12 protein-coding genes and 1 pseudogene (1 of these 13 running past the window's edge) are annotated in these 16,553 nt (G+C 35.2%); 7 read left to right on the top strand and 6 right to left on the bottom strand.

What is annotated here, in order from left to right; translation table 11 throughout:
- Positions 1–241, bottom strand: partial view of a hypothetical protein gene (locus IPK14_23580; protein MBK7996250.1) — the 5' portion only. It extends 155 nt beyond the left edge of the window; only the first 241 of its 396 coding nucleotides appear in the window; its start codon is at positions 239–241; its stop codon lies off the left edge, out of view.
- Positions 242–438: 197 nt separating this feature from the next.
- Between IPK14_23580 and IPK14_23575 the strand changes: the two genes are divergently transcribed.
- Genes IPK14_23575 through IPK14_23545 form a run of 7 tightly spaced genes read left to right on the top strand, consistent with a single transcriptional unit; the run spans position 439 to position 8,468 of the window.
- A complete protein-coding gene (locus IPK14_23575; GenBank protein ID MBK7996249.1) occupies positions 439–750 on the top strand; it encodes a hypothetical protein in 312 nt (103 codons plus the stop codon).
- Between the two features lie 26 nt (positions 751–776).
- Positions 777–1,382 carry a zinc ribbon domain-containing protein gene (locus IPK14_23570; protein ID MBK7996248.1) on the top strand — a complete coding sequence of 202 codons (606 nt, stop codon included), beginning with the start codon at positions 777–779 and terminating at the stop codon, positions 1,380–1,382.
- 21 nt (positions 1,383–1,403) lie between these two features.
- On the top strand, positions 1,404–4,838 hold the full coding sequence (locus tag IPK14_23565; protein ID MBK7996247.1) for a tetratricopeptide repeat protein: 3,435 nt from the start codon (positions 1,404–1,406) through the stop codon (positions 4,836–4,838).
- Positions 4,839–4,841: 3 nt separating this feature from the next.
- A complete protein-coding gene (locus IPK14_23560) occupies positions 4,842–5,201 on the top strand; it encodes a hypothetical protein (GenBank protein ID MBK7996246.1) in 360 nt (119 codons plus the stop codon).
- Positions 5,194–5,706: an Hsp70 family protein gene (locus tag IPK14_23555; GenBank protein ID MBK7996245.1), complete on the top strand. Its 513-nt coding sequence runs from the start codon at positions 5,194–5,196 to the stop codon at positions 5,704–5,706. Before IPK14_23560 ends, IPK14_23555 begins: the two co-directional genes overlap by 8 nt.
- Entirely contained in the window at positions 5,694–7,712 is a 2,019-nt protein-coding gene (locus IPK14_23550) for an Hsp70 family protein (protein MBK7996244.1), read from the top strand. Before IPK14_23555 ends, IPK14_23550 begins: the two co-directional genes overlap by 13 nt.
- 15 nt (positions 7,713–7,727) lie before the next feature.
- Positions 7,728–8,468, top strand: a complete 741-nt coding sequence (locus tag IPK14_23545; GenBank protein MBK7996243.1) for a DedA family protein — start codon at positions 7,728–7,730, stop codon at positions 8,466–8,468.
- Positions 8,469–8,487: 19 nt separating this feature from the next.
- Here the strand turns inward: IPK14_23545 and IPK14_23540 are convergent, their stop codons facing one another.
- The 5 genes and pseudogenes from IPK14_23540 to IPK14_23520 form a co-directional block, all read right to left on the bottom strand.
- Positions 8,488–8,730, bottom strand: coding sequence for a Uma2 family endonuclease (locus IPK14_23540; GenBank protein MBK7996242.1), 243 nt, complete (start codon positions 8,728–8,730; stop codon positions 8,488–8,490).
- Position 8,731: 1 nt separating this feature from the next.
- Positions 8,732–9,052 carry a Uma2 family endonuclease gene (locus tag IPK14_23535; GenBank protein MBK7996241.1) on the bottom strand — a complete coding sequence of 107 codons (321 nt, stop codon included), beginning with the start codon at positions 9,050–9,052 and terminating at the stop codon, positions 8,732–8,734.
- A gap of 23 nt (positions 9,053–9,075) precedes the next feature.
- Positions 9,076–9,897, bottom strand: coding sequence for an endonuclease/exonuclease/phosphatase family protein (locus IPK14_23530; protein ID MBK7996240.1), 822 nt, complete (start codon positions 9,895–9,897; stop codon positions 9,076–9,078).
- A gap of 87 nt (positions 9,898–9,984) precedes the next feature.
- Positions 9,985–13,777 (bottom strand): annotated as a pseudogene (locus IPK14_23525) (FAD-dependent oxidoreductase).
- Positions 13,778–14,066: 289 nt separating this feature from the next.
- The gene (locus tag IPK14_23520) at positions 14,067–16,484 is read right to left on the bottom strand and encodes an ABC transporter permease (GenBank protein MBK7996239.1); all 2,418 of its coding nucleotides are present in this window, start codon (positions 16,482–16,484) and stop codon (positions 14,067–14,069) included.
- Between the last annotated feature and the right edge of the window lie 69 nt (positions 16,485–16,553).

Raw genomic sequence — 16,553 nt, 5'->3', positions numbered from 1 at the left:
AGAATATTTTTATTAGATCGCTTTGATCTTCGGCAGGTAAAAGAGCAAGGCAAGAAGCTTTTATTTGGTTGATCAAGAAATAAGATATTAGAGTTTGTTCTATTACCAGAGAGATTTTTTCTGGTTCTAAACAAGTTATTTGTGTAAGTTGTAGATCAAATCGGCGTAAGAGTCTTTCCACTTGTGCAAAATCACGAATTGATTTTTTTGCCAGCCAATCAGAGATAAATACAATATTCACAGTAACCTCTTAATTTTACTTAATATATAATTAAAGTATGAAGAGCAAAATTACACAATTTTTGCTATTAAGTAAAACGATTTCCTTTTTATCTTAAAGACTATTATTTTTTGTAAATTTTCTTAAATAAAAATTAAATTTCTAGCAATAAGTTATGCTAGGATCAAAAAGTCTTAAACTTAAAAACAAGGTGATTTATGGAAGAAATTGCTATTTGTATTAGATGTCAAAGCAGTAATCCAACCTTTACCAAATATTGTCTTACTTGTGGTTTATCAATCACTGCTGAAATGAGGGTTTCGGCTAGTTCTCCAGTAGCAGTTAAAATGGCACCTATGTCTAGCTCAAGTGTAGCAACTGTTACTGCTATAAAAACAGAATTAGTAACAGACACCTCAAAAACGCCAGATCCAGAAGCACAAGCTCAAACAACAGAAGAAACCCAGTCTCAACCTAAAACTAAAGAAGGGGGTTCAAGTTGGTTAAGTAGATTCTTAAGCCGTTCTTAAGTTAAATAGTTTTTAAGTAAGGGTTTATGCTTCCATCTTCAATTAAGAAATTTCCTATTTTAGAAATGGTTCAATGCCCAAATTGTTCCCATGCTATTGATCAGATGGGGAGGCGTACCCATTGCCAAAAGTGTGGCAAGCAATTAACGGTTCTATGTATTAACTGTCAAACAAATAATTCAATACTCTTTCAAAATTGTATGCAATGTAATAGTGATTTTCGGCTTTTAGCCGTAGAGCATTTTACTAAACAAGTTGCTAAGTTAGAGTTTGATTTAGCAGAATTTTATCGATTAGACCAACTTTACAAAAAGGCTACTACAATAGAAAAGCTATCTCGCTTAATTATTCCTGCGCTATTATTTATCTTAGGTCTTCCAGCCTGGTATTTTTCCACTAATATTTGGGGGTTGTTATTGCCAGTAGATTTAGCATTTATTGGTTATTTGGTGGTACGATTTTATGGACAAAAATTCATAGCCAAACAAATAGAAATCCCAATAGAATTTTTACAACGTTGGCAACCTATTGTTTTAGCGGCTAAAAAGCTAGAAGAAAAAAATTTTCAGATGGAAAAAGAGTTAACTTATTATCAAAATGAATTAAATCGTTTTAGACAAAAAAATAGTTAACTGTATAAATCTTACAAGTTTATGAAAAGTCATCTTGAAAACCCATTTAGAATCTTAGGTGTTAATGCTAATATATCTCGAAGAGTTTTAAGAGAGCTACAACAATTCTTACGAACTAGGCTTAAAATAAAGCAAAAAATAACTGTTAAAGACCCCCTAGCTTTTCTTGGTAATATTACAGCAACAGAAATAATAATTAGGGAGGCAACCAGCTATTTAGATAAGCCTAATCAAAGACTGAAAGCAAGATTATTTTGGTTTACAAATACCTGTAACATTGATGAAAAAGCTTTAAGTTTTCTTTTATCTAATGAGTTACAAGCAGCTATTGATCAATGGCAGATGGACGATCAAATAAATTCAAAAGTAAATTTAGCCCGACTATATTTATTTTTGATAGTGGCAAATTTTAATAACACAATAAAATACTGGGAAAAAGCTTTAGCACTTTGGCAGGAAGTTTTAGCAAGTGAAAAATTTTGGCTAGCTTTTACTGACTGGGAAATGACTAGCGGGTTTGAACCTCCTGCAACTAATTTAGACTTAAGAGAATTTCGCACACAGGCTTTATCATTGGTTTTAGAGCCTTTTCAGCATCAATTGACTCAAGCAATTGCTAGCGAAAATACATATATCGCAGAACAACTTTTAAAGCTATTAACTATTAGTAATTTGCCGAAAAATTTAATTAAAAGTCTAGAAAAGTCTATTTTTGAAGAAATTTTAGCAAACACATCTCGAACATTAGACAAACTTTTTAGCTCCTTAAATAAGTCTCTTGCAAAAGAAGGCCAGCTATTAGAAAGTAAACGCAAGGCTTGTGATCAAGCTTATCAAACCTATAAAGCTGAACTATTACCTAGATTAAACTATATTTCGCAACTACTTGATTTAGAATCAGATATACTAAGCAACCTAAAAGAAAAACTAGCAGAATGCTTAAAAAAAATTGCTAATAGTTATTTAATAGAAGCAGAAAGTTATTCTAATTATGAAAAGCTCTTAAAAGAAGCTTTGGCCTTAATTCCAGAAACAATTTTAGCCGAGCGAATAAAACAAGATCTTGCTCAAGTAAATGACCGACGTACTAAACATTATTTAGAAACAGGTAATAAATATTACAATGCTGAACGCTATCAAGAAGCTATTGACACTTATCGGGAAGCAATAGAAATTAACCCAACTTCAGCAACAGCTTATTTTCATTTAGGGTTAACCTACCGCAAGCTTGCACGTTATCAAGAAGCTATTGACGCTTTTAAGAATGCAATTATTTATGATCCTGATAATAGCGAAGCTCAGTTTAATATAGCTTTTTTATATACTAAGCTAGCGCAGTTTTCCTTAGCACTACCTTTTTATCAAACAGCTATCCAACTACAACCAAATTACCCGGAAGCATATTTTTATTTAGGTATAACTTATGATGAGTTAGGACAGTTTGAAGAAGCGAGTGTTTCTTATCAACAAGCAATTAGTTTTACAAATGTTTATCCAGAAGCACATTATCAACTAGCTGTTACTTTGACTAAGCAGGACAAATATAAAGAAGCTATTGCAGCTTACCAAGAGGCTTTGCGCTTAAATCCAGAAAATAGCAAAGCCAGTTATAATTTAGGGTTATTATATTTTCAACTAAGTGAATACACTGAAGCTATTAACTCTTTTCTATTAGCTATTCGTCATAAAGCCAATTATGAGGAAGCTTTTTATCAGCTTGGTCAAGTTTATGAAAAATTATCAAATTATGAACAAGCTATTGCAGCCTACCAACAAGCTATTTGCCTTAAACCAAGCGATGTAGAAGCCCATTTTTGTTTAGCAAAACTTTATTTAGCAACAACCAAATATAATGAAGCAATTAATATTTATAAACAAGTAATTATTCTTAGTCCAAAACTTTCACAAGCTTATTTTCAAATGGGTTTATGTTATTTTCACTTAAACAACTTACCAGCAGCCTTAACAGCATATCATCAAGCTTTAGAGCATCAGCCAAGCTATGAAGAAGCTTATTTTCAAATAGGCTTAATTTATGAAAAACAAACTCGGTTTCAAGAAGCTATTGATAGCTATAAACAAGCTATAAAACTTAATAGTAATTATTCGTTGGCAATTGAAGCTTTAGAGCGTGTGGATCAACTAGCAACTAACTACAGTGATAGCTTACCTAATATTTCTTATAGCTCATCAACCTTAGATTTTTCTGAACTTTTTCAGACGGCTTTAGAACAAACTCAAACAGAAAATTATCAAGAAGCTATTAAAATTTACAAGCAAATTATTTTACATCAAGCAAATAATATCAAAGTACACAATAATTTAGCAGAAATCTACAATAAATTAGGACGTTATCAAGAAACAATTTTTGTTTATCAGACATTAACGCAGCTTTCTCCCAAAGAGGCAAAAAATTTTTATAATTTAGGGGTAGCTTATAGTAAAGCAGGCCAGTTTTCCGAAGCGATAGTAGCCTATCATCAATCTATTAGGTTAGATAACCACCAAGTTGACTCACATTTTGCTTTAGGAGTAGCTTACAGCAAAATAAACCAGCTAAAAGAAGCAGTTGAAGCCTACAAGCAAGTATTAAATTTAGCTCCAGAACACGCCAACGCCTATTATAATTTAGGAGTTGTTTACCGGAAATTATCTAAATTCCTTGAAGCGTTAGACAATTTTAAGCAAGCATTACGTTATAAACAGACAGCAGCAACGCATTATAATCTTGGCTTAGTTTATGAAAAATTAAACCGTCAACAATATGCTAAACAAGAGTATCAAAAAGCATTGAAACTTGATCCAAATCACCAACAAGCAAAAAATAGCTTAAAAGCTATTGAAAGTAATTTAAGTTCTCATCAAAAAGCTTTTGAAGCAAGTTTTCCTGTAGTAAATATTATTTCATCAAATAATTCTAAAAGTAATCAGCAAAATAGCTCATCAAATTCTAATAAAGCTATACAAAATACTTTAGCAAATTACCAAGAAATAGCTAAAAATAATCCTAATGATGTAATGGCACAATATAATTTAGGAATTGCTTATAGCAAAGCAAGTAAATATCAAGAAGCTATTAAATCCTTGCAACAAGCTATTTTATTAAAAAATGACTTTGCGGCTGCGTATTTTGCTTTAGGTGTCGCATATAGCAAAATAGCTCTTTATCAAGAAGCTATCGGAGCTTATAAGTTAGCAATCGCCACTAACCCTAAAGATATGAATAGTTTCTATAATTTAGCAACTGTTTACCGAAAGTCTCAACGCTATGATGAAGCTATAGCAGCATTTCAAAAAACCATTGAATTTAGCCCAGAAAATGCCAAAGCGCGTTATGGGTTGGGGCTAACTTATGTATTAATTCAGGATGGGCACGCGGCTTTAGCTGAATATGAAAACTTAAAAAATCTCGATGCAAGCCTTGCAGATGAATTATTTAATCAAATAGGAAAATAGTTTATGTCTGAAATGTTGGCTATACCTAAAGAAATGCTAGCCACTTTTGCAGTAGAAGTATGGCGATTGACCCAAAATATAGAAAAATCACCTACAAATATAGTAGCTTTGCGCTATTCACTAAGAAAGCTTCGTCAAGCTTTAGAAGTAGAAGGATGTGTATTTTTAGATTTAACAGGAAAAAATTATGATTCTGGGCTAGCAATAGAAGTTGTTGATATAGAATCAGATAACCAAACAACAGACTTAACAGAACTAATAATTAAAGAAATGCTTGTACCAATTATTTTATTTCAAGGCAAATTATTAGTATCAGGGCAAGTAATTTTAGCTAAACCAACTTTAGAGGGCCGTTATGAGTAATACAATCAACTATGGTATTGATCTAGGAACAACTAATTCTGCCATTGCTAAATATGAAAATAATGATGTTAAAGTGTTTAAGAACCGCGATCAGATGGATGTAACGCCGTCTGTTGTTAGAATAGAAAAAAGTGGACGAATAATTGTTGGTAAAAGGGCTTATCAACTTCTCTATGAAGATTTTGAAAATGTAGACAGCGGTTTTAAGCGTTGGATGGGACAAAGCGATCCAAGGTATTTTAAGGCAGCTAATAAATCTTTGACAGCAGAAGAGTTGTCTGCTGAAGTCCTAAAATCTGTGTTAGAAGATGCTCGCCAAGCTAGTGATGAGCAAATTTCTTCGTCAGTGATAACTGTTCCTGCGGCTTTTGGACAATTGCAATGTGAAGCAACGGCTCGCGCTGCTAATTTAGCAGGTTTAGCAGAATCTCCGCTTCTCCAAGAACCTATTGCAGCCGCTATTGCTTATGGAATTAGCCCTGATATGAGGATATGCGGTGTTTAGTTTATGATTTAGGCGGAGGAACCTTTGACATTGCAGTAGTTTCTACTAAAGAAGGTCAACTTACCGTTTTAGAACATCGTGGAAATAATATGTTTGGAGGCTTAGATTTTGATCGTCTATTGGTTAGAAAACTCTTTTGGCCTAAGTTACAGCAATCTTTTAATTTACCAGATGTTAGCAAAGCAATTTCGTCTTATCGTCGGTTAATTCAAATCCTTCATCGAGAAGCCGAGCAAGCTAAAATCGATTTAAGTTTTGCAGAAAAAGTTACTGTTAGCATTTTTAATGTTGGCGCGGATGAAGATTCAAAGGAAATTGAAACAGAGCTAGAAATTACTAGAAAGGACTTAAACCCTTTGGTAGAGCCGCTTATAGCTAAAACCATCCAGTTATGTCATCAAGCGATCAATGATGCACGAATTAGCACAACAGACATAGCTAAAATTATTTTGGTTGGTGGCCCGACTCAAATGCCAATTATTCGAGATATGTTGAGCGCAGAATTAAACGTTCCCCTAGATTTTAGTATTGATCCAATGACGGTAGTTGCTAGAGGTGCAGCAATTTACGCTGGAACGCTACCTAAACAAACACCAAAAATTAATTTAACAAAAAGCAACGCTATAAATATTGATTTAGCTCATGAAAGCGTTTGGCCTGAGACTAGTTGTTTGGTTGCTGGTCAAATTTTAGACTCTACAACAGCTAAGTTAGAAGTGTTGATTGAGTCGGACAGTAAACATTGGACAAGTGGATGGCTACCTGTTGTTGATGGCTATTTTGAAACCAATGTCCAACTTTTAATAGAAAAAACAACTAATTTCCAAATTTCGCTTAGAGATGAAAAAGGCAATATTTTAGCTGTTAATCCAGACTCTTTTGCTATTCGTCATGGCCTAGTACTGTCTGAACCACCTTTGCCACATTCAATTGGGGCTGAATTTGTTCGTTTAGATGGCTCTACTGTAGTAGAAAAAATTTTTCCTCGCTCTACCCCGCTTCCAGCACAAACAATTGTTCATTGCAAAGCTGATAAAACCCTTAGACCAAGCCAGCCAGAAGACTATATTGCTATTAAAATTTGGGAAGGTGAATCGCCAGATCCAGAAGCAAATATTTGGGTAGGAGCATTAAAAATTAGTGCTGCACATATCCGCCGACCTTTGCCAGAAGGCTCAGACATAGAGTTAAGCATTGCTATAAATACATCTCGACTTATGGAAGTAGAAGCATTTGTCCCAATTTTAAACCAGCATTTTTCACAAGGTGTTTATATTCCTGATGAAAGCAAAGAAAAAGTAATTGAAAAGGTTAAAAAAATCCAATTTGAGCTAGACCGTTACTTCCATAAATTAAATAACTTAGAATCAATGGCTGAAGAAATAGACTTGCTTTCTCTAAAAAAAGAGCTAAAAGCATTAAGAGCTAAACTTGAAGACATCTATTTATCTGGTCATCGCCATCTAGCTAATCCAGAAGTACAAGATCCAGGAGATGCTAGAGTAGTTTTTGAAGAATTTCGTGAAGTGCGCGGACGAATGGGAGATATAGAAAGAACGCTTCAGACGGAAGGAAAAATGCTTTTTGCACTTCGCAAGTTTGAATGGGAAAAAGCTGATGCTCAAATGGTGCTAGAAAAATGGGGCAATAAGCTAGAAAAGAAAGAACTTGAGCTACTTTGCCGAGAAGCTGAACGTTATGTTGAGCGCGAAGATGAAACAGGTTTAGAGAAAGTTCGTAGTGAGCTAGAGTCACTTAGTTGGAGAGTCAGATTTAAGCAAAATGATTTTTGGAAAGAAACTTTAGAGCATTTAAGCCAACCTCATTTTGTTTTTACCAATAAAGAGCTAGCAGAAAAACATTTTAGTCAAGCTCGTGAGGCTTTAGACCAAGAAAAATGGGAGCAGTTAAAAGATCATATTATTGAGCTATGTAAATTACTGCCACAAGATACAGGGGAAATTGATAAACAAAAAATTCTTAGAGCAGGAATTAGACGCGGCTAAATTTACGAGGATTTAATGAAAGAACAATTAAAAAATATTATTGAGCTAATTAAAGCTAATAAAATTCGTGCAGCTATTGTTATTTTTATTTTATTAGGTGTCCTATCTGTATTAATTGTTGCAGCTATTGAAGTTCACAAACATTTAACAATAGATGTTATTGCAGGATTAATTAAAAAATATGGTTACTACACAATTTTTGCGCTAGTTATGTTAGGAAATATGGGTGTGCCTGTGCCAGAAGAATCCCCTGTTATTTTGGCTGGTTATGCTTCACATGAAAAATGGCTAAATTATGAAGTGGCTGTAATCGTCTGCATTGTTAGTGCTATTCTTGGCGACAATATCGGCTATATGATAGGTAGACGAGGCGGCAGACCTTTGATTTTACGCTATGGTAGATACGTAGGGCTAACAGAAGCCAAATTAAACAATTTAGAAGGTTTTTTTGAGCGTTATGGAGACAAAACTGTATTTGTTGCGCGTTTTATTGCTGGACTTCGTTGGGCAGCTGGCCCTTTAAGCGGTGCTGCTCGTATGCCTGTTGGACGTTTTATGTTTTATAACGCTACAGGTGCAGTAGTTTGGGTGTTTATTATGACCCAACTTGGTTATCACTTAGCTAGCAATTTACCTTATGTATTAAAATTAGTTGGACAAGCAAAAATATTTATTATTGGTGGAGCGATAATAGCTTTTATTGCTTATAGATACCATAAAAAACGCAAACTTGCAGCAGCAGATCAAAAAGCTTAGTAGAAAACTAATTAGTTATTTATGCTTTTTCTTTTAAGAAAAGTTTGGAGATGGGATAAGAAAATCCTGTAACAGTATCATCTAAAACTAACATATCATTTTCTTGTAAGGTGATAAAGCTAGTAAAAGAGCGATAAACTGTTACAACGCGTTTTTTGGGGTTAATTAAAATAACAACGCTAACACCAAAATCAAGCCAAGTTTGAACTTTTTCTTCAACCTCTTTTTTAGCATCATTAGGGGAAATGACTTCAATAACCAATTCAGGAACAGTAAGTTAAGTAACCATCAGGAATTTCTGATTCTGGTAAACGCTCTTTGCTAATAAAGCTAACATCAGGTGCTATTACAGTATCTGGATTTGTTTTTATTTTATAACCTGTTTCTGCTGCATAAACTGTGCCTAAATCATTATCCTCTACAAAAATACCTAATTTTGCTCCAAATCTCATTGCTAAAACGCCATGTTTACCTCCGGCTGGGGACATTTTCCTTAATTCTCCTTGGATTAGCTCATATCTAAAACCATCTTTTGGCATTTGTAATAATTCATTTGCTGTCATTAAAGTTTTAATAGCGGACATAAAAACTTACCTCACTTTAAGTTTTATCTTGACATTAAAGAAAGTTCGCTGCTAGGTAAAACTGCATCAGCCCAAAGCGGACGATGATCAGAGCAGTTACTTTCCTGTTCAACATTAGCCCTAGTAATTTGTAAATTACGTGTGTAAATCCAGTCTAATTGAGGTCGCCAGAAAAGAAACTTAGCTGTGTAATGAGAGCCAAATAAGAAGGGTGAGAAAAAGCCAGCATCGGCTAGCATTTCATCTAAATATGAAGTGTGTCGAGGTCGAAAAGTGTTAAAGTCTCCAGCAATGATTGTTGGAATATGATAATGCTCATTTGAAGCAGAAATCACAGGATAAAGTTGTTCTCTACGTTTTAGAGCATTGATATGTGTGTCTAAATGGACGTTATAAACCCGGATTTTTTCACTACCAACTAGTATAGTTGCACCCATTGCAACACGACTACGGGTTTTAATTAATCTTTCATAACGAGGTAGTGGAAGGATTTCTATATCTGTCATCGGGTAGCGGCTAAGGATTGCTAGGCCGTGTGTACCCCGACGAGTTAAGCGGGCAGGTAAATAACAAGCATGATAGCCAAGTCTATTAGCTAGAAGTTCTGTTTGGTTTAAGCGAAGTTTTTCTTCAACTTCTTGAAGTAAAATAACATCTCCTAGAGCTAGTCTAGGTTTTTGTAATTCATCAATAATCCGTTCTAGCTTTTTTCCACAATGTGCATTAAGGCTAACAATTCTAACTTGTTGATCATCAGAGAGCAGACCTTCTAAATTTTCTTTTGTGGAAGAAAGTAGACCTAAACTACCTATTAGTTGTTGTTTTTTTCTTACCCACTCAATCAATTTTTTACCTACTACACTACTTATACTTTAGGCAAAATTACAGTTTTGTTAGGGAAAAATGGTTTTCCCTAACAAAAAAATCTGCTTCTATACTAACATTATCTGCTTTTTATGCAACAGATAATCTAGCCACAAATTAGATAACTTTTCCTGCAAAGAATTTGCTCGTAGCCTATCATTTAGATTAGGAAAATCTACTAGGTCTAGCTTTTGATCTTGATTAAAGCAGGAGAAAACAAAACTTTCTTTTCCTGTATCAGGATCAATATGCTTTTGTAGGCATTGAGCGCAAACTTCTTTCATCATACATTGCATAGGTGAGTTAATACTTCCAATAGCAATATGATTAGGGCTAAATTGTTCAGCCAAAATGCTACTACGGGCATCTTTAACGGCTGCCATCATTCTATCGCTACCAATAGCAATAATTCGGTCAATTTTACAAAGTTGCATTGGGGTTTGACCCATTTCACCACTTGAATAAGCTTGGATAGCTTGAACAATATTGCCTCGGAAAGTTCGGTCTTGAGGTCGATTTTCATTAGTAGGGATCATTTCGCCAGCATCTACAGACCAAATTACCATATCAGCAGCTTTTTCAATCTCTTCGCGCTTGTACATATCACCAGCCTTACGATAACCAGCAAAATAAATTACCCAATTTCCATTTTTACGTAGTGCTTCGGCAATAGAGAAAAGTACAGCATTTCCAAGACCGCCACCAACCAACATAACTTTTTCATTTTCAGGGATTTCTGTAGGTGCGCCAGTTGGCCCCATGACGATAACTTTTTGTCCTGGTCGTAAGCTAGCACAAAGACGCGAGCTAACACCCATTTCTAGTACAATCATACTAAGCCAGCCTTTTTCTTTGTCTACCCAAGCACCTGTCAAGGCTAGACCTTCCATCATTAAAGTAGAACCATCTATAACTTCACTATCTACTTCAAAGTTTTGTAAGCGGTAAAATTGGCCTGGTTCAAATTTTCTAGCTGCTAATGGTGCGCGAACAATAACTTCAACAATTGTAGAGGTAAGTCTATCAACTCTAACAACTTCTGCTGTTAGCTCATCATTTAATTTATCAACTAAAGTTTGGAATCTTTCGTCTCTCTCTGCTTGTTTAGTTGGGTCTAAATTAGCTAAGTCTTTAGCAAAAATCTTGCAAACGTGTAAATAGCCGTGTTTAGCTGAAGCCATAGCCTTTACAACATTTCCAGCATAGGCAGGATGATTATCACCATAATAACTAATGTAATGACCATCTTTTTCATAAGAAGTAAAGAAAGCTTCATCTCCAGCACCAGCAACAAGACTAATTTGTCCATTTTCATCAACTTCTTCTTTGTAGCCAGCAAAGAATTGATTCCATTTATCTAACTTAAATGTGCCAGGTCGCTCTTTCTCATAAATAATATTTGGGCTAGTACCTGCTGCAACACAGACTGTTTTAGCTGGTAAAGTTACAAATTCACCGCTTTGTTGCCATTTGCCTTCTTCATTTAATTTTGCTCGTTCAAAACGTAGGGCAGATACAGCACCATATTTATCAGGAATTGCTTCAACAGGGCTAAGATTTTCTATAAATGCAATGCCTTCTTCTAAGGCTTTGATTACTTCTTCGTGATTTAATCTATAGGCAGGAGAATCAACCAAAGTTTTACGGTAAACTAAGGAAACCCCACCCCAAGAACGAACTAGCGGGACAAAATTAGGCTCTTCACCTATGCGGCGAGCGCGTAAACGTTCTTCCCGGATTTGACGACCATGGTCTAAAAATACTTGTAGAATCTGCTTTTCTTCCTCATTTAGCATTGACCAAATTCGGTCTTCTCCAAGTTCTTGAGACATTTTTTCAAAATGATCTAAAGTTTTTTCAACTTGGATAGGATAATAAGCAAAAAGCTCCGTTGCTGTATCAATACCAGTTAACCCACCACCAATAACAATTGCTGGAAGTTGGACTTGGAGATTGGCAAGGATAGATTTTTTATAAGCCCCTGTTAATTGAAGTGCCATCAAAAAGTCTGAAGCTTTGCGAATACCACGAATCAAATTATTTTTCATTTGTACAATGGTAGGTTTACCAGCCCCAGTAGCAATAGCAATATGGTCAAAACCCATTTCCCATGCGTCTTCTATTGAAAATGTTCCGCCAAACCGGACACCTCCATATAGTTTAAGCGTTTTGCGACGCATTAAAGTTAAATAAATCATAAATAGGAAATTTTTATCCCAGCGGACTGTAATTCCATACTCTGAAACACCGCCAAAGCCTAATAAAATACGCTCGTCTAGCTCTTTACAAAATTCTTGAATATTTTGAATTGGCTGGGGAAAAGTTTTTTCATCGCCAGTTAATTCTTTTGGTAATGGCTCAATTTTTTAGTCCATCAACTCCAACGACTCCAAACCCTTCATTAAGTAAATAATGTGCTAGGGTGTAGCCTGCTGGCCCCATTCCAACTACTAAAACATTTTTTCCATTGTAGGGAAGCATATAAGGACGGCGAACATTTAGCGGATTCCAACGTGTTAGCAAGCCGTAGATTTCAAATCCATAAGGCAAATTAAGTATATCGGTTAAAACTCCGGTTTCAACTTGAGGGATATTGACAGGCTCTTGTTTTTGGAAAATGCAGCTTTTCATACAATCGTTACAAATCCGGTGGCCTGTACCGGGTGCCATTGGGTTATCAATCATTATTGTTGCTAGTGCTGCTAGGGAATGTCCATCACGTTTTAAGAGATGTGCTTCAGAGATTTTTTCATCCAAAGGACAGCCCTTTAATGGAATATTAAGCGGATTTTTACGATAGCTAAGATCCTTTTCTACAAAGCCTTTCGAGCAAGAATCTTTCTCACGTTCATGACAATAAAGACAATAATCTACTTCATGATAGACCTGCTTAAAGTTATTTCGTCGGTCTGTTAGCTTAAAGCCATCTCGACGGCGTAAAAGTTTTTCTGGGCCAAAAAACATTTCTTGCAAATCTTTTTTAGGGCGATTTAGCTTAACAAGTTGTTGATATTCAAGATTTTCTGGATGTTTATAAGAAAGCCAATCTGCAACTTCATGATGAGTTTCTGATGAGTGATAACGTACAAACGACCAAGCTTCTAACATAGTCAAAAGACGCTTAATAAATTTATGTTCACTTCGTGCTGCAACAGTTTCTGCTGGATAAGTTTCAAGTTCCTTTTCTGTTAACTCACAATCTAATAATAAAACTTGCATTATTGCTTGATTTTGCAGCACTTTATGAAGGTTGGTGACACTTTCACGGCTAGCTTCAATTAAAGGGTTTTTAGCAGGATTAATAAAGTGTTTATCATATTCCTTTTCCCAATTAACTAGCGTTACAACCATTTGAGCCATACCAAACTCTGCATCAACTTCCCAAAGAGTATCAGCAAAAGCCACTTGTTGCAAAACCTGGGCTTGGGTACGAAGTAACACAAGATCTAGCTCTGGCAACTGTGCCAAAGTATATTTTTTCATAGAGCGAGACATAAAATTACGCTTTAGTTGCATAACTAATTTTTCTCGTTCTGTTTGTGCTTTTATTTTCTCTGTTTCTTCTCCAACAGGAAAAAGCTTTTCTAAAAATGTGCCTAATTGTTGAGCCATTCTAACAATTATGTCAGATTCTGCTTTTGGTGTTAGAGTGTGATTTTTTCCTGCACTAGCCAAATATGGTTCCCAAATTTGCCAAAGTTCTGGAGCATCTTCTTTTACTTTTTTGTAAAACAAATCTGCCAACTCTTGTAGCTTCTCAGGTTTATAAAGATCTGAGTAATGAAAATTGCCTATTCCAAGTTGAAAATTTTGATTTTCTTTTATGGAAAAAGTGGGTAAATCAGAAAGAGAAAAATTCATGATGCTATTAAGTTCTTTCATTTTCTTTTAGATACGGGCCTTTGCTTTATTATTAATTTTAAGTTTACAGTTGGGGCTGTAGTTGGAAAACTTGAAATTTTATCATAGCAAAAATCACTCTAACAACTTATCAAAGCTATAATGCTAAATAGTTGGTTTTCCAAATTTTGATGCTCAAAGATATTAGTTTGGAAGCCAAAAGCAGGAACATTTTTAGCCTAAGAGACAAATCTCAAGCTAAAAATGTATATAAGTTTTTGATTATGATATTTTAGAGTTGGCACAATTATTATTCATAACGCAGTGCAACAAGTGGATCAACTTTTGTGGCTCGACGTGCTGGAATATAACAAGCAATTAAAGCGACTAAGATTAAAAAGCCTGAAACTAAAATAAAAGTTATTGGATCCGTAGTGCTAACACCATAAAGAAGGCTACTGATAGCACGACTACAAGCTATTGCTCCTATTAAACCAATCCCTACACCAATTAAGGCTAGTTTCATTCCTTGTTTAATTACCATTCCTACTACATCTTGTGTTTGCGCACCTAGTGCCATACGAATGCCTATTTCATGTGTGCGCTGTGAAACAGAGTAGGACATTACGCCATAAATCCCCACTGATGAAAGCACTAAAGCAATTGTTGAAAATAGACTTAATAAAACAATTCCAATACGCCGAGAAGCAATTGAATCGCCTACTCTTTGATTCATTGTTTTAATATCAAAAGTTGGTTGATCTTTATCTATAGCTAAAATTTCACTACGAATAGCACTAGAATAACCTAGCGGATCCGTCATGGTTTTAATAGCTAAATTTATTTGGCTAATAGGTGTTTGATTATATGGGCGATACATATGAATTAAGTGTTCATCTTCTGTTAATTCATCATAACGAATGCTAGAAACTACTCCAATAATCTCCATCCAAGGATTTTCCTTAGTATGATCACCACTTTTTAGCCTTTTACCTACTGCTGAAGTGTTGGGCCAAAAGCGTTTAGCAAAACGCTCATCTATAATTGCTACCGCAGGAGTATCAGCTTTATCTTGCTCAGTAAAAAACCTCCCAGCAATTAGCTTTATCCCCATTGTATTAAAGTAATCTGGTGAAATTGCTCCAAATTCTGTTAAAGGTAATTTGCCATCTGTTACAGGAAAATCTTCTGTAGAAAAACTGGTTTGATTACCTCCGTTTTGCAGTGGAAGTCTATTGATTGTAGCTACAGATTTTATCCCTGGTACAGCCGCTAATTTCGTAAGTAATTGATTATGAAAGTTTATGCGGTCAGTAGGCTCTGGATACTTTGTTTTAGGTAAATTAACAGTCATAGTAAGAATGCTATCTGGATTAAACCCTGTATCTAGCCTTTGTAAATTAACAAAGCTTTTAATAAAAAGCCCTGCATTAATTAATAAAACTAGTGCAATAGCAATTTCACCTATTACTAACAAACTACGCAATTTTTGTTGTTGTTGGCTGGTAGTGTTACGGCTTGTTTCTTTTAATGATTCGGTTAAATCTAGTTTTGTAGCTTGTAGGGCCGGAACTAAACCAAAAATTATCCCTGTTGCACAAGATAGGCCCAAAGTAAAAGCTAGCACATATCCATCTACTTTAATATCAGACACGCGAGGCATGTTTTCTAGTCCAGCAAAAGCTATTAAAGCATCAATTCCCCAAATTGCAATTAGCAGGCCAAATAATCCTCCAGTTAATGACAAAATCAAGCTTTCTGTTAAGAGTTGTCGAATTATTCTTAAGCGATTTGCACCTAAAACACTACGAATAGCTATTTCTTTACCACGGCTTACAGCACGTGCAAGCATTAAATTAGCTACATTAGCACAAGCAATTAGCAAAACTGCTCCAACAGCAGCTAAAAGCAGTAATAAGCCTGGTCGTACATCTCTAGTAGCTCGCTCATACAATGAAACTACTACTACTTTATTATCTGGGTTAGTTTTAGGATGAAGTTCTTCTAACTCTGCGGCAATTGTAGCTAAGTCTTTATCAGCTTGTTCTATTGTGACATTAGGCTTTAATCTAGCTACACCATATAAACCAGGATGGTTTCCTCGATTCCAATTAGGGTCACTCGCACTTAATCCAACAGGAGTCCAAAGTCTTACTTGACGAGGAAATTCAAATTTTGGTGGCATAACTCCAATAACTGTATAGCTTTGGTTATTAAGTGTTAGATTTTTCCCTAAAATATCACTTTGACCACCAAAGCGGCTTTGCCATAGTTGATAACTTAATATAACAACAGGGCTTGCACCTGGTTTATCTTCTTCTGGTAAAAAAATACGTCCTAGTATTGGCTTTGCTCTTAATGCTACAAACATTTCCCGTGAAGCCTGAGAACCTGCTATTCGTTCGGGTTCTCCTTCGCCTACAAGGTTATAGCTTTGATTACGAAATACCCCTATAGATTCAAAAACTCTATTTTGATCTCGCCAATCCTCAAAATTAGGATAAGCAATAGACATGTTGTCTAATTGAGAGCTTTTTTCTGAGAGAAAGATTAATCTCTCTGCTTCTTCATAAGGTAGGGGTTGAAGCAGCACAGCATTTACTACACTAAAAATAGCACTATTAGCACCAATACCTAAAGCTAGAGCAATTATTGCAATGATTGACACAGCCCAATGCTTTTTTAACATCCGAAAGCCATATTGGAGATCTTTAATAAAAAGCTGCATAGTAAATGCCTCCAGAAATTAAAAATGCTTTAAAAATAGAAATCGGGGACTGGTAAATATTTAGATAAC

The sequence above is a fragment of the Blastocatellia bacterium genome, assembly GCA_016713405.1.
Taxonomy (GTDB): domain Bacteria; phylum Acidobacteriota; class Blastocatellia; order Chloracidobacteriales; family JADJPF01; genus JADJPF01.
Note: the sequence above shows the minus strand (reverse complement) of the source record. Positions and strands in the feature narration are given on the sequence as shown.